14 protein-coding genes are annotated in these 13,135 nt (G+C 71.1%); 8 read left to right on the forward strand and 6 right to left on the reverse strand.

Annotation, left to right across the window (positions count from 1 at the left end):
* Positions 1–38: 38 nt before the first annotated feature.
* Complete coding sequence (locus H8N03_RS05410) at positions 39–1,010, forward strand: TRAP transporter substrate-binding protein (RefSeq protein WP_187075070.1); 972 nt, start codon at positions 39–41, stop codon at positions 1,008–1,010.
* A 125-nt stretch (positions 1,011–1,135) separates the two neighbouring features.
* Here the strand turns inward: H8N03_RS05410 and H8N03_RS05415 are convergent, their stop codons facing one another.
* The 3 genes from H8N03_RS05415 to H8N03_RS05425 form a co-directional block, all read right to left on the reverse strand.
* On the reverse strand, positions 1,136–2,197 hold the full coding sequence (locus H8N03_RS05415; RefSeq protein WP_187075071.1) for a lipocalin-like domain-containing protein: 1,062 nt from the start codon (positions 2,195–2,197) through the stop codon (positions 1,136–1,138).
* Positions 2,198–2,372: 175 nt separating this feature from the next.
* Positions 2,373–4,889, reverse strand: a complete 2,517-nt coding sequence (locus H8N03_RS05420) for an FtsX-like permease family protein (RefSeq protein ID WP_187075072.1) — start codon at positions 4,887–4,889, stop codon at positions 2,373–2,375.
* 34 nt (positions 4,890–4,923) lie between these two features.
* Positions 4,924–5,397: a hemerythrin domain-containing protein gene (locus H8N03_RS05425; RefSeq protein WP_187075073.1), complete on the reverse strand. Its 474-nt coding sequence runs from the start codon at positions 5,395–5,397 to the stop codon at positions 4,924–4,926.
* A 225-nt stretch (positions 5,398–5,622) separates the two neighbouring features.
* Here H8N03_RS05425 and H8N03_RS05430 point away from each other — a divergent pair, with 225 nt between their 5' ends.
* From H8N03_RS05430 to H8N03_RS05440, 3 genes are read left to right on the forward strand one after another with little or no spacing between them, the layout of a single operon-like run.
* Positions 5,623–5,886: a hypothetical protein gene (locus H8N03_RS05430; RefSeq protein WP_187075074.1), complete on the forward strand. Its 264-nt coding sequence runs from the start codon at positions 5,623–5,625 to the stop codon at positions 5,884–5,886.
* Positions 5,887–5,935: 49 nt separating this feature from the next.
* A complete protein-coding gene (locus H8N03_RS05435; protein ID WP_187075075.1) occupies positions 5,936–6,328 on the forward strand; it encodes a response regulator in 393 nt (130 codons plus the stop codon).
* A complete protein-coding gene (locus tag H8N03_RS05440) occupies positions 6,325–6,909 on the forward strand; it encodes a thioredoxin domain-containing protein (protein WP_187075076.1) in 585 nt (194 codons plus the stop codon). Before H8N03_RS05435 ends, H8N03_RS05440 begins: the two co-directional genes overlap by 4 nt.
* Here the strand turns inward: H8N03_RS05440 and H8N03_RS05445 are convergent.
* Both H8N03_RS05445 and miaA read right to left on the reverse strand, forming a co-directional pair.
* On the reverse strand, positions 6,906–7,550 hold the full coding sequence (locus H8N03_RS05445; protein ID WP_187075077.1) for an ABC transporter ATP-binding protein: 645 nt from the start codon (positions 7,548–7,550) through the stop codon (positions 6,906–6,908). The genes H8N03_RS05440 and H8N03_RS05445 overlap by 4 nt on opposite strands.
* Positions 7,550–8,488 carry a tRNA (adenosine(37)-N6)-dimethylallyltransferase MiaA gene (gene miaA, locus H8N03_RS05450; RefSeq protein ID WP_187075078.1) on the reverse strand — a complete coding sequence of 313 codons (939 nt, stop codon included), beginning with the start codon at positions 8,486–8,488 and terminating at the stop codon, positions 7,550–7,552. Before miaA ends, H8N03_RS05445 begins: the two co-directional genes overlap by 1 nt.
* A gap of 119 nt (positions 8,489–8,607) precedes the next feature.
* Between miaA and H8N03_RS05455 the strand changes: the two genes are divergently transcribed.
* From H8N03_RS05455 to aroD, 3 genes are all read left to right on the forward strand, one after another.
* Positions 8,608–8,994 (forward strand): response regulator, encoded by a 387-nt coding sequence (locus H8N03_RS05455; protein WP_187075079.1) that lies wholly within the window; start codon positions 8,608–8,610, stop codon positions 8,992–8,994.
* 158 nt (positions 8,995–9,152) lie between these two features.
* On the forward strand, positions 9,153–9,305 hold the full coding sequence (locus H8N03_RS05460) for a hypothetical protein (protein ID WP_187075080.1): 153 nt from the start codon (positions 9,153–9,155) through the stop codon (positions 9,303–9,305).
* A 41-nt stretch (positions 9,306–9,346) separates the two neighbouring features.
* Positions 9,347–10,129 carry a type I 3-dehydroquinate dehydratase gene (aroD, locus tag H8N03_RS05465; RefSeq protein WP_187075081.1) on the forward strand — a complete coding sequence of 261 codons (783 nt, stop codon included), beginning with the start codon at positions 9,347–9,349 and terminating at the stop codon, positions 10,127–10,129.
* Here the strand turns inward: aroD and H8N03_RS05470 are convergent.
* Positions 10,116–10,961, reverse strand: coding sequence for an alpha/beta hydrolase (locus H8N03_RS05470; protein ID WP_187075082.1), 846 nt, complete (start codon positions 10,959–10,961; stop codon positions 10,116–10,118). The genes aroD and H8N03_RS05470 overlap by 14 nt on opposite strands.
* Before the next feature lie 150 nt (positions 10,962–11,111).
* On the opposite strand from H8N03_RS05470, the gene H8N03_RS05475 reads away from it, so the two are divergent.
* Positions 11,112–13,106 carry an Ig-like domain-containing protein gene (locus tag H8N03_RS05475; RefSeq protein WP_222622805.1) on the forward strand — a complete coding sequence of 665 codons (1,995 nt, stop codon included), beginning with the start codon at positions 11,112–11,114 and terminating at the stop codon, positions 13,104–13,106.
* The last annotated feature ends 29 nt before the right edge of the window (positions 13,107–13,135 follow it).

The raw sequence follows: 13,135 nt of genomic DNA on the forward strand, positions 1-13,135 counted from the left end.
GCGCACCCCAGCATCGCCTTTCACCAGCAGGAGACAACATGCAGTTCAAACTGGCCGCCGTCGCGGCGCTCACCCTTGCCCTGTCCGCGCCCCTGGCTTTCGCCCAGAAGGTCAAGTGGGACCTCCCCGCCGGCTACGCCGAGAACAACTTCCACACGCAGAACCTGCGCTGGTTCGCCGACGAGGTGAAGAAGGCGACGAAGGGCGACGTGGAGATCACGGTGCACGCCAATGCTTCGCTGTACAAGCTGCCCGAGATCAAGCGGGCGGTGCAGGGCGGGCAGGTCCCCATCGGCGAGATCCTGCTGTCCAACCACGGCAACGAGGACGCGCTGTTCGAGGCGGACATGATCCCCTTCCTCGCGGCCGGCTTCGACAAGTCGTGGAAGCTGTACACCGTGCAGAAGCCGCTGCTGCAGGACAAGCTCGCCAAGCAGGGCATGCGCATGCTGTACTCCGTGGCCTGGCCGGGCAACGGCATCTTCAGCAAGGCGCCGATGGAGTCGCTCGCGTCCTTCAAGGGCGCCAAGTTCCGCGCGTACAACCGCATCACCGCGCGCTTCGCCGAGGAGCTCGGTGCGCAGCCCACGACGATCCAGGCCGCGGAGCTGGCGCAGGCGTTCACGATGAACATGGCGACCACCATGATCGCGTCGCCGCAGATCGGCGTGGACACGAAGGCCTGGGAATTCCTGACCTCCTTCTACGACACCAACGCCATGCACCCGCGCAATGCGGTGATCGTCAACGAGCGCGAGTTCGCGAAGCTGTCGCCCGAGAACCAGCAGGCGATCGCGCGCGTCGCGGCGCAGGCGGAGGCGCGTGGCTGGGAGCAGGCGCGTGCCGCGGCGAAGGCGTCGACGGATGCGCTCGCGAAGAACGGCCTGAAGGTCCACGAGCCCTCGCCGGCGATGCGGACGGACTTCGAGCGCGTGAGCCAGGTGCTGATCCAGGAGTGGAGCAAGCGCGCGGGACCGGACGGGGAGAAGATCGTGAAGGGGATGCAGTAGCGAGCCCGTCATCCCCGCGGAGGCGGGGAACCAGGGCATTGAAAATGCGGCCCGCGGGCCGCTTTCGTTCGGGGAGCCCTGGGTTCCCGCCTTCGCGGGAATGACGAAAGGGCGGGAATGACGGATCACATCTTCAACCGCGTCGCGTACCCGGTCATCTCCAGGTACCCGCGCCCGACCCGCCTGCCATTGCTGTCCAGCAGGTCCGACAAGCCTTCCCAGTAGATCGCGCCCGTCGACCCGCGGCTGTCCAGTTCCTGGTTGTCGATGAGCGCGCGCACGGTGTAGAAGTCCGCCGGCGTGCGCAGTCCCCACTCCACCGGGTAGCTCGCGCCGGACGCGGGGCTGGTCCACCGCCGATGGGCGCGGAACTCCGTCTCGCCGCGGCTCGCGATGTAGACGTCGCCGCGCGCGCTGCGGAAGGCGCCGCCGTCCCAGTACGTGCTGCCGTCGGGGCGGCGGATGCGGAAGGCCATCAGCGCGCTGCCGTCGTCCAGGTTCATCCCCACCCAGTCCCAGCCCGCGGCCTCGGGCGCCAGGTACTCGTCGCTCCACTCGTGGTCCATCCAAGCGCGGCCCGTCACCTCGAACTTGCGACCCTGCAGCGTCATCGCACCGCTGACCGCGAGCTGCGGTTCGCTGTAGTAGTAGCTGGCCTGCTGCGCGAGCGGCCCCTTGCGCGAAAGGCCCGCGTCGCCCTGCAGCAGCACGGGCTGCGTGGGGGCGCAACGCAGGTCGAGCGCGAAGCCGGTTGCCGGCACCACGGCGTGCCAGGTGCCGCCGTCCTCGCGCACGAGCGACCAGTCGCGCAGCCGCAGGCGCGCATTGCCGGTGGCTGCGTCCGCGATGCCGAAGCCGGCACGGGCGATGCGCTGGTCGTGCAGCAGCTTCGCGCCCTGCACGTCGGTGACCGCGGCATGCGCGAAGAGCAGCTGCTTCGCCGCGAAGCGCGATTGCATCTGCTGCGTCGCATCCACGCGCGAGCGGAAGAAGGTCACCTGGAAGCCGAAGGTGCGGCCGCCGGACTGCGCCTGGCCCGTGATGTACCACCACTCGGTGCGCAGGTCGGGGTGCGCGCCGTGGTCGCCGGGAAAGGCCATGCGGCGCGGCGGCAGCGCCCAGGCGGCGCGCGCCAGGGCCAGCGCGGGCAGCGCGGCGAGCAGCGGACGGCGGCGGATCGGGGGCATGGTCAAGGGTTTCCTACCACAGCGCGATGACGGGACTTCCCACAGGTCTTGTGAACAGGCCTGTGGAAAAGCCTGTGCAGGTCGCCGCAAGCCCGCGCCAGTGCTTGCTCCGGACGCGCTGCCGTTTTGACAGGCAGGTGCCCGCCAGGACGTGACCGTCTGTCGCCTCGATGCATCACCAGTCCTCTTTCACGGCCAGCACGGCGTCGCGGCCGGCCGCCGCGCGCCCGGCGATCCAGGCCGTCAGCGTCCCGGCGGCCACCACCGCGAAGCACAGGCCGAGCAGGCGGCCCCAGGGCAGCAGCAGGTCCATCGTCCAGTGGAAGCTTTGCGGGTTCACCACGTGCACCAGCACCACCGCCACGGCGAGGCCGAGCGCCAGGCCGGCGGCCGCGCCGATCACGGTCCACGCCGCGCCTTCGCCCGCCACGACGGCCAGGATCTGGCGGCGCGTGAGGCCCAGGTGCGCGAGCAGCCCGAACTCCTTGCGGCGCGCGAGCACCTGTGCGCTGAAGCTCGCCGCCACGCCGAAGAGGCCGATGGCGATCGCCACCGCCTGCAGCCAGTAGGTCACCGCGAAGCTGCGGTCGAAGATGCGCAGGGACACGTTGCGCACGTCCGAAGCGGAGGCGAAGTCCACCAGGTCCGGCTGCGCGGCTTCGCGCGCGACGAGTGCCCGCAGGTGCTGCAGCACGTCCTGCTGCGAGGCGCCGGGCGCCAGCCAGAGCTGCGCGTCGTTGATGCGCGTGTCGCCGGTCAGGCGCAGGTAGTCGCGCTGGTCCATGACGAGCGAGCCGGTCTGGCGTACGTAATCGCGCCACACGCCGGCGACGACGAAGGCGCCGGCGCCGAGCGCGGGCTCCAGGATGCGCAGGGGCTCGCCGCGCCGCGCGCCGTACAGGTCCACCATGGCCTCGCTCACGTACACCGGCGTGGCGCCCGCGGGCACGGGGACGGTGCCGCCCACGAGCGGGAGGTCGCGCGCGGGGTCGGGCAGGGCGCGCGCGAGCAGCGCCACGGGGGGACGCGCCGGGTCGAGCAGCAATTGGCGCACGCGTTGCGTGCCGACGCGCGCCACGCCGGGCACCTGCGCGAGGCCTTGCACGAGGCGCGGCTCCAGGAAGGCGGTATCGCCCGCAGCGGTGCTGTTGCTGGTGCGCAGGTAGAGGTCCGCCGGCAGCAGCACGTCCAGCCAGTCCGTCACGGACTGGCGGAAGCTCGCGACCATCACCGTCAGCGCCACGGCGAGGCTGAGCGCCGCCACGACGCCGCTCACGGCCACGGCAGCACTCTCGCGCACGCGGCGGGCTCGCTCCACCGCGAGCAGGGGCAGCAGGCGATGCGCGACGCGCGGCGCGATGCGGTCGTACAGCGCCCCCACGGCGCCGGGCAGCACCGAGATGCCGCCCACCAGCAGCAGGCCCACGGAGAGGTAGGCCGCGAGCGGCACGCCCGCGATCGGCGGCACCATCGCCAGTCCCACGGCCGCGAGCAGCGCGATCCAGCCGGCCGCGTGGCGGCGCGCGCGCGGCAGCCGGGTGCCGAGGCCCTTGAGCGTCTGCGCGAGCGGCAGGGCGGCCGCATGGCGCGCGGGCAGCCATCCGCCGACCAGCGCCGCGACGACGCCCAGCACGCCGTAGCCCAGCGCCGCTCCCGTGTTCCACTGCAGCCGTGGCTGCACGCCGGGGAAGTAGCCGCCGCCCAGGTCGCCGCCCAGCAGATTCATGGCCGCGGCCGCGAGCGCGGCGCCGAGCGCCACCCCGAGCACGCTGCCGATCGTGCCCAGCACCGCGGATTCCGCGAGCACCAGGTGCAGCCGCTGGCGTGCCGTGAGCCCCAGCACGCCGAGCAGCGCGAACTGCTGCGCGCGGCGCGCGACGCTGAGCGCGAGCACCGAGAACACGAGGAAGGCGCCCGTGAACAGCGCGACGAGCGCCAGCACCGTGAGGTTCACGCGGTACGCGCGCGAGAGCTGGCTCACGCGCTGGCCTGCATCGCCCGGCTCGCCGGCCTGCACTTGCGCGGGCAACTGCATGCGGCGCAGCCACGCGTCGTGCGTGACGCCCGGCCGCAGCTTGACGTCGATGCGCGTGAGCTGCCCGCCGCGGCCGAAGAGGTCCTGCGCCGCGGCGATGTCCATCACGGCGAGCGGCCCGCCGCCGGCGGAGGTCGTGCCTGCCACGGCCACGTCCCGCAGCGCCAGCCCCGCCTGCAGCCGCACGCGTTCCGCGGGCAGCACGCGTTGCGCGGCAGCGTTCAGGAACACCTGGCCGGGCGACAGCACCGCGAGCCGGTCGACGCCCGCGGCCGGCGAGGGCATCAGGCCGGGCGCGACCGCGGCGACGACGAGCGCGTCGACCCCGAGCACGCGCACGCTGCTGCGGCTGCCGTCGCGGGCGATGGCGAAGGTCTGGAGTTCCAGCACGGGGCTGGCGACGGCCACCTCGGCGTCGCCCGCGACGCGCGCGTACAGCGCCTCGTCCATGGCCCCCTGCGCGGCGCGCAATTCCAGGTCCGGCTGGCCGCCGGCGGAGCGCGCGGCGCTGGAGAACTCGGCGAGGGCCGAGGCGTTGATCAGGTGGACGGAAAACGCGAGCGCCACGCCGAGCATGACCGCGAGGACCGCGGTCGCGCTGCGCCAGGCGTGGTGCCGGACTTCCTGCCAGGAATAGGTCGCGAGGAGCGCGAGCATGCAGGCATTGTGCCGCCCGCGCTCGGGAGGGCCGTCAGGCCATCTCGCCCATGAGTTCTTCCTTGCGCGCCATCAACTCGTCGCGCATCGCGACGAGGTCCAGCTTGCGGGCCGAGCGTGCCTTCGGGAAGATCTCGTTGCGCTCTTCCTTCACGTGGTGGTCGATGTACTCGCCCAGCACCGTCACCTTGGCGTCGAACATCTCGTCGGCTTCGCCCATGCCTTCGATCTGGGCGATCAGGTCCTTCGCGGACTGGTGCTCCACCTCGGCCTCGGCCAGCATGTCCGTGTCCTTCAGCACGGCGCGCAGCGCGGGATAGAAGATCTCTTCCTCGATCTGCGCGTGCACGGTCAGCTCGTGGCAGATCTGGCGCGCGAGGTCCATCTTCTTCTGCCCGACGGTGCGGCCGCGCGAGTTGGTGAGTTCCTCGTACTCCTTGAACATCTTCTTCACGGCCCGGTGGTCGGCATCCAGCAGGTCGCAGGCGTCTTTCTCACGGGTTGCCATTGCTCGTTCTCCTTGGTGGGTAAAGTTTCACGATGATCGCCAGCCTCTGCCGCAAGGCATGTAGGAGAACGGCGGTACGTTCGCCTGCGGTGCACCGACGCGCGGCCTGCTTCCTGCCCGGCGTGCATGCGCGCTGATCCGATGGACGCGCGGGCCGATGGATGACGGTTGAGCCTTTGCCGCGCCCCTAACCTGCGGCCAGCGATTCGGAAGAAAGGAACACGCATGAGTCAGGTGCCGTCCCATCCCGCCATCGAGCAAGCGCGCAGCAAGACCGACCAGGTGCAGCGCGACCTGGAAGTCGCCAGTGCGGAGCTCGGCTTGACGCACGGCGCGCTCGAGCGCGAGCTGCCTCCCGACGTGAAGCAGGGCGACGTGGCCTGGGCCCTCCACCAGAACAAGGTGCTGGAACGCAAGGTCCAGCAGGCGGCCGAGGAACTGGAGGAAGTGACCGAGCTCCTCGAGCAGGTGAAGGGCGACGGGGCCTGAGGCGCGCGCGCCCTATAGAATCCCTGCAGCCCTAGAACACGAAAGGCCCATGACGGTCCGCGTCTTCCTCGTCGAGGACATGAAGCAGGTGCAGGTCGTCCTGTCCGACCTGCTCACCGGCCTCGGCGACTTCCGCCTGCTGCACGCCACCGCCACGGAGGCGGAGGCGAAGCTGTGGCTGTCGGAACACCGCGGCGGATGGGACCTCGCCGTCGTCGACCTGGTCCTGGACCAGGGCAGCGGCATGGGCGTGATCCCCGCCGCGCGCGCGAGCGCGGGCGAGGGCGGCACGGTCGTCGTGTTCAGCGACTACGCCAGCGACGGCATCCGGGCGCATTGCCTGCGGCTCGGGGCCGACGCCGTCTTCCTCAAGTCCCAGATGCACGATTTCATGGAATTCTGCGCCGAACTCGGCGGCCTGGCGGCCGCCCCCGCGGCATGAAGCGCCGCGCTTGCCTCGCAGCGGCCTCCGCCACCGTCTTCCTCGCCGCCTGCGGCAAGCAGGAAGCTTCCGCGCCGGGCGCCGCGCCGGCCGCGAGCGTGCCGGTGTCGCTGGAGAAGATCGCCTCCGACGCGAAGGGCTTCAGCGTCGGGTCGACGATGAGCACCCGCGTCGTCTACGTGTTCTTCGACGCGCAGTGCCCGCACTGCGCGGTGCTGTGGGAAGCCGCCAAGCCGCTGAAGTCGCAGGCACGCTTCGTGTGGATCCCCGTGGGCCTGCTGGGCGACAAGAGCATCGCGCAGGGCGCGGCCATCCTGGCATCGTCCGATCCCGTCGCCACGATGGAGCAGAACGAAGCCTCGGTGCAGGCCAAGAGCGGCGGCATCTCGGCGATGAACGTGGACGACGCGCAGAAGGAAGTCGTGCGGCGCAACACGCAGCTGCTCACGGCCTTCGGCTTCGGCGGCGTGCCCACGGTCGTCGGCAAGCACGCGACCACGGGCGAGCTGGTGACCATCGACGGCGCCGTGCCCACCGGCCCGCTCGCGCAGCGCCTGGGGCTCAACGCTCCCGCCTCCTAACCCCGGATCCCGTCCGCCTGCAGGTGCAGCACGCGGTCCGCCTGGCCCGCGGCGGCGGACGAGTGCGTCACCAGCACCAGCGCGGCACCGCTGCTGCGCGCCTGCGCCCGCAGCACGTCCAGCACCCGCGCGGCCGTCGCGGGATCGAGGTTGCCCGTCGGCTCGTCGGCGAGCAGCAGCCTCGGCCCGTGCACGAGCGCGCGCGCGATGGCCACGCGCTGCAGCTGGCCGCCACTGAGCTCCTGCGGCAGGCGCTCGCCGAGGCCGGCCAGTCCTACCGCGTCCAGCATCGCGGCTACGCGTGTCGCATCCGGCCGCTGCAGCAGCAGGAGGGGCAGGCCGACGTTCTGCGCGACGTCGAGGTGCGGCAGGACGTGGAAGGCCTGGAACACGAAGCCGAGCTTCTCGCGCCGCAGGAGCGCGCGGCCTTGGTCGTCGAGCGTTGCCAGGTCGGTGCCGGCCACGAGGATGCGGCCTTCGTCCCAGGTGTCCAGGCCCGCCATGCAATTGAGCAGCGTGGACTTGCCGACGCCGGACTCGCCGACGATCGCGACGAACTCGCCCGGTGCCACGGCGAGGCTCACGTCGCGGAACACGGGCACGTCGCCATAGCACTTGGCGAGGCCCTGCACTTCGAGCATCACGCGTCGACCCCGCAGGCGCGCAGCACCTGCTGCAGCGCGTCCGGCGCGTCGCAGGCGATCACCTGCCGCTGCGGCATGCCGCGCAGCCAGGTGAGCTGGCGCTTCGCCAGCTGGCGCGTCGCGGCGATGCCGCGCTCGCGCACGCCCTCCAGCGGGACGAGCCCGTCCAGCGCTTCCCAGGCCTGGCGATAGCCCACGGCGCGCATGCTGGGCATCTGCGCGTGCAGGTCGCCGCGCGCGCGCAGGCGCCGCACTTCGTCGAGGAAGCCGGCGGCGAGCATGGCGTCGAAGCGCTGCGCGATGCGTTCGTGCAGCCAGGCACGGTCGGCGGGCTCGAGCGACAGGAAGCGGTCGGGGCGCAGGCCTTCACCGCGCGGCGTGCCTTCGTGGAAGCGCGAAAGCGGCATGCCGGTGAGGCGGAACACCTCCAGCGCGCGCTGGATGCGCTGCGCATCGTTGGGCGCCAGGCGTGCTGCAGTCAGGGCGTCGACCTGCGCGAGCTGCGCGTGCAAGGCAGGCCACCCCGCGGTCACGGCCTGCGCTTCGATCTCGGCACGCAGCTCCGGGTCGGCCGGCGGCATCTCGGCCAGCCCCTCGAACAGCGCCTTGAAGTACAGCATGGTGCCGCCGGCGAGCACCACGGCCCGGCCCCGCGCGCGGATGGCGCGCACCAGCTGCTGCGCGTCGGCGGCGAACTCGGCTGCGCTGTAGGTTTCGGCGGGGTCGCGGATGTCGACGAGGTGGTGCGGTACCCGGGCGCGCTCTTCGGCCGTGGGCTTCGCCGTGCCGATGTCCATGCCGCGGTAGACCAGCGCCGAGTCGACGCTGACGATCTCGGCATCGAGCCGCTGCGCCAGGGCGAGGGCGGCCGCGCTCTTGCCGGAAGCCGTGGGCCCGGCGAGCGCCACGACGGCGGGCTGCGCGTGGGGAGGCATCCGGTCGAGGTTAGCAGAAGCCGTAGGACGAACCGCTTGTACGCAATTGGTTGCAGCGGGCACCGCTGCGCGGCGGGAGCACCGACAATGCCGGCAAGTATGTTTCGATGGAGACAGGCGTGGAACTGAGAGTGTTCCTCGTCGAAGACCTGCAACGCATGCGTGGCCTGCTGGCCGACCTGTTCTCTTCGATGGGCGGCCTGCGGGTGGTCGGATCGGCAAGCACCGAGGCGGAAGCCCGGTTGTGGCTGGACGAGCACCGCAACGAGTGGGACGTGGTCGTGGTCGACCTCGTCCTGGAGCAGGGCTCCGGCATGGAAGTGATCCGCAGCAGCAAGGCGCTGCCCGGCGCGGGCAAGGTCGTGGTCTTCAGCAGCTACGCGACCCCGGGCGTGCGCCAGCACTGCCTCGAACTGGGAGCGGAGGCCGTGTTCGACAAGAGCGACACGGAAGGCTTCATCACCTGGTTGAACGACATCGCCTCCCGGGAGAATTCCGGCCCCTGAGCGAGCCGTGGCTGTCAGCGCCTTCGTACAGCAACTCACCCGGGGCACCGACAGCATTGGCTCGGCCATGCCCTACATTTCGCAGCATGAACAACATTGGATCTGGCCGCGGACCAGACGACGGTGAGACGGGCTCGTGGACGTCGGAAACGCTCCCGATGCACGTGCGCAGGGAGTTGCTGGAACGCGAATTGAAGAAGCTGGGCTTCCGCAAGGCCGGCCAGGCTTCGCACGACAACCCCGTGGGGCAGCAGCAGCAGCAGCCCCAGGGCGGCACCGACCATCCCACTGCTGCAAGCCCAAAAGGCTGAGCTTCGTACAATGCCGCCGCGCGCCCGACGGTGCGTGGAGCATGACTTTGCAGGCCCTTCCCATCCTCTTGCGCGGCCAGCCCCTGGCGGGCGGCCGCTTGCCCGCGGTGTGCGCCCCGCTGGTGGCGCGCACGCGCGATGCCCTCGTCCAGGAAGCCGCCGCGGTCGCCGCCCTGCGGCCCGACCTGCTGGAGTGGCGCGCGGACTTCTTCTCGGCCCTGGCCGACACCGCCGAGGTGCTGGCCGCGGCGCACGCGGTGCGCCAGGCCGCCGGCGGCATCCCCGTCCTCTTCACCCGCCGCTCGCAGCGCGAAGGCGGGCAGCCGATCGCGCTGGACGAGCCGGGCGTGCTGGCGCTCTACGAGGCCGTCGCGGCGAGCGGCACGGTGGACGCCATGGACTTCGAGATGGGCAACGAGGCCGCGCACGTGGCGCAGGTGCGGGCCCTCACGCGCCGCCACGGTCTGGCGCTGGTCCTGTCCTTCCACGACTTCCAGCGCACGCCGGCGGACGCCGAGCTCGATGCGAGGTTCGCGCAGGCGCAGCGCCTGGAAGCGGACGTCGCGAAGGTCGCGGTGATGCCGCAGTCCATGGACGACGTGCACCGCCTGCTGGGTGCCACGCTGCGCGCGAGCACCGCTCTGCCCATTCCCGTGGTCAGCATGGCCATGGGCGGCCTGGGTGCCGTCACGCGGCTGGCGGGGGGCGCCTTCGGTTCGGCGCTCACGTTCGCGGTGGGCTCGGCGCCGTCGGCGCCGGGGCAGATCCCGATCGCGGACGTGCGCGGCACGCTCGCGGTGCTGCAGCGCGCTACTTCAGGCTGAAGAAGTTCGCCAGCGCCTGCCGGTACTGCGTGACGCCCACGGCCATCGTGCTGTAGTGCGTACCGCCGTCCACCAGCAGGAAGTGCTTGCGGCCCTGCGCGGCGTCGTACAGGCGCTGGCCCAGGCTGCTCGGGATCAACGCGTCCTCGGCGCCGTGCACCACCAGCAGGGGCGAGTGCACCTGCGCCACCTTCTTGACCGACTCGAAGCGCTGCGTGATCAGCGGCCCCACGGGCAGCCAGCCCCACTTCATCGAGCTCGCGACGTCCGGGATGGACGTGAAGGTGCCTTCGACGATGACGCCCTGTTCGTCCTCCACGCGCGAGGCGAGGTCGATCGCGATCGCGCCGCCGAGCGAATGGCCGAACACGTAGCGCGCGCGGCCCGGATGCTGCGTGGCGATCCATCGCCACGCAGCGCGCGCATCCTCGTACGCCATCTCCTCCGAGGGCAGCTCGCGCGTGGACTTGCCAAAGCCGCGGTAGTCGATGGCGAGCACGGAGAAACCGAGTTGCTGCATGCGCCGGATGCGCGGGGCGGAGCCGCTGACGTTCCAGCGCGCGCCATGCAGGTACAGCAGCACGGGCCCCGTCTGCGGCTGGCGCTCCGCGGGCAGCCACAGCGCGTGCAGGCGCGACGTCTTGCCGGTCACTTCGGAGCGGAATTCGATCCACTGGTCTTCCATGCCTTCGGCGAGGCTGGCGCTGCCGCCCCAGCTGCGGTCGCCGGGCTGGAAGATCCATTCGCGCTGGCGCTCGTCCAGCGTCGCACAGCCGACGGACAACGCCGCGGCCACCGCGCCAATCCCAAGAACCAACCACGAGCGACGCATCCGATCCCCTATCCACGCGAACCCATCCGGAGGATGTGACAGGAAGCAACCGCGATTTACAAATCGGGCCTCTCTTCCTGAAGGAGGCATCTTATGCAGATTGCACTGTCCCGTTGCCTTGCGGTCGCGATGACCGCAGGAACTTTACTGTTGACCGCATGCGGCGGTGGCGGAGGCGGCGGCGTGGAGCCTCCGGCGCCCACCACCGCGACCCTGTCGGGGACGGCCGCGACCGGCGCCCCCTTCGCCGGCGCCACGGTCAAGGTGTACGACCGCAGCGGAGCCCTGGTGGGGACGGCGACCGCCGGCGCGGACGGCACGTACACCGTGACGATCCCGGCCACCACGCCCGCACCCCTCGTGCTGGAAGCGACGAAGGACGACCAGATGCTCGTGAGCACCTTCGCCGAGACGCGCACCACGCGGGTGAACATCACGCCGCTCACCAACCTCATCGCCGCGCGCCTGGCGCCGGACGGCAACCCGCGCAGCCTGCGCACCAACGCCGCCGTGGTCACGCCCGCGAAGCTCGAGGCGAAGGTGGCCGAGGTGATCACCATCCTGAAACCGCTGCTCGACACCATCGGCGACAAGGCGAACCCGCTCACCGGCGAGTTCAGCGCCAACGGCACGGGCCACGACAAGGTGCTCGACTCCGTGAGCGTGGACATCCGCCTGGCCGGCGCGAAGTCGAACATCGAGCTCACGGTGCGTGCCGCGAGCTCCGAGCCGATCCGCACCGCGTTCACCAGCGACGCGACGGGCACGCCGCCGCCGCTGCCCTCCGGCCAGATCACGAAGGACAACCTGCCGCCGGACAACGTCGCCGCCATGATCGCGGACCTCACGGCGCGCATGACGGCCTGCTACGCGCTGCCGCTGTCCGAGCGCATCAGTGGCGTGCCCAGCGGCGCCACGGCGGTGACGGGCACGGCGGCCTCGGTCGTCGCGCCGGCCTGCCGCACGATGTTCCTGGACGATGACCCGGCCACCTTCTTCTCCAACGGCGGCCGCGTGGGCCGCGACAGCAACGGCAACGGCGCCTTCAACAGCCTGTTCCGCTCCAACGCCACCGGCGTGAAGTTCGAGCTGGGGCAGCTGGAGTTCCTGCGCAACAACGCCACCCACGACGTCGTCTTCAGCTACCGCACCACCGATGCCAGCGGCAACGTCAACTACGACACCATCCCCGCGCGCACCGTGAACGGCAAGCTGAAGCTGGTTGGCAACGGCTACGTGTACTCGGCGAGCGTGCGCGCGTTCGGGCAGGACCGCGACTACCTCAACCAGCCGAAGGCGAGCTACTGGTCGACCGGCTACGACGTGAACATCGCCAACCGCGTGGACGGCAGCGGCAACCCGGTGTTCGACCGGGTCGAGGTGACGGCGCCGAACGGCGACAAGCTCACGTACAAGCCCGTGGGCGGCCGCGGCGCGCTGTCGGTGGTGTACCCCAATGGGACGATCTCCGGGACCAGCGTGGTCCGCCTGACCGGCCGCTTCAAGGATCCGGCCGCGACCGGCCGGCCGTCTTCGCTGACCGGTGACGGCCTGTTCTGGACGAGCCACGACTACAGCGACGACGACATCCGCGCGCTGCCGGAGCAGGGCGTCTGGCGCCTGGAGTTCTTCCACAGCGACAGCAGCCAGGCCAACGTGGTCCAGAGCTACCGCACGGTGTCCCGCGCCGCGACCATCGACGAACTGAAGGCCACCCCGATCGCGGACCTGACGGCGGCCGCCAAGACGGAGATCCGCACCATGAGCTCCGCGACGGGCGTCATCACCTTCGGCCCGCCCAGCGCCAGCGATCCCAACATCGCCGACCTGAGCACCGACGGCGGCGGCGACTTCTGGACGGTGCCGGCCGGCGCGATCGCGCCCACCTCCGTCACGATCTTCGGCCGCGGCCCGGGACCGGCGCGCGTGCCTTACGACGACGCGGTGAACGTGGCGAGCACGGCGCGCAAGACGGTCATCCGCTGCTCCGTCCAGAGCAACGCCGACCCGCACTGCGACAACAGCACGGGCGTGCTGCAGTACGCGAACGGGTCCGACGTGACCAGCCTGCAGCTGTTCGCGGTGACGCCGCGCATCGCGGGCATCGGCAAGATGAACGCCACCTACTATCCGCTGCCGCGGTAACGGCAAGCCAGGGAGGAAGGAAGGCGGGC

It is taken from the genome of Ramlibacter cellulosilyticus, from assembly GCF_014297465.1.
In the GTDB taxonomy this organism is placed as follows: Bacteria; Pseudomonadota; Gammaproteobacteria; order Burkholderiales; family Burkholderiaceae_C; genus Ramlibacter; species Ramlibacter cellulosilyticus.

What these genes read in the sequence shown, in the direction of transcription:
- H8N03_RS05410 (WP_187075070.1), top strand. Translation starts at nt 39, where the DNA reads ATGCAGTTCAAACTGGCCGCCGTCGCGGCGCTCACCCTTGCCCTGTCC.
- H8N03_RS05415 (WP_187075071.1), bottom strand. Translation starts at nt 2,197, where the DNA reads ATGCCCCCGATCCGCCGCCGTCCGCTGCTCGCCGCGCTGCCCGCGCTG.
- H8N03_RS05420 (WP_187075072.1), bottom strand. Translation starts at nt 4,889, where the DNA reads ATGCTCGCGCTCCTCGCGACCTATTCCTGGCAGGAAGTCCGGCACCAC.
- H8N03_RS05425 (WP_187075073.1), bottom strand. Translation starts at nt 5,397, where the DNA reads ATGGCAACCCGTGAGAAAGACGCCTGCGACCTGCTGGATGCCGACCAC.
- H8N03_RS05430 (WP_187075074.1), top strand. Translation starts at nt 5,623, where the DNA reads ATGAGTCAGGTGCCGTCCCATCCCGCCATCGAGCAAGCGCGCAGCAAG.
- H8N03_RS05435 (WP_187075075.1), top strand. Translation starts at nt 5,936, where the DNA reads ATGACGGTCCGCGTCTTCCTCGTCGAGGACATGAAGCAGGTGCAGGTC.
- H8N03_RS05440 (WP_187075076.1), top strand. Translation starts at nt 6,325, where the DNA reads ATGAAGCGCCGCGCTTGCCTCGCAGCGGCCTCCGCCACCGTCTTCCTC.
- H8N03_RS05445 (WP_187075077.1), bottom strand. Translation starts at nt 7,550, where the DNA reads ATGCTCGAAGTGCAGGGCCTCGCCAAGTGCTATGGCGACGTGCCCGTG.
- miaA (WP_187075078.1), bottom strand. Translation starts at nt 8,488, where the DNA reads ATGCCTCCCCACGCGCAGCCCGCCGTCGTGGCGCTCGCCGGGCCCACG.
- H8N03_RS05460 (WP_187075080.1), top strand. Translation starts at nt 9,153, where the DNA reads ATGCACGTGCGCAGGGAGTTGCTGGAACGCGAATTGAAGAAGCTGGGC.
- aroD (WP_187075081.1), top strand. Translation starts at nt 9,347, where the DNA reads ATGACTTTGCAGGCCCTTCCCATCCTCTTGCGCGGCCAGCCCCTGGCG.
- H8N03_RS05470 (WP_187075082.1), bottom strand. Translation starts at nt 10,961, where the DNA reads ATGCGTCGCTCGTGGTTGGTTCTTGGGATTGGCGCGGTGGCCGCGGCG.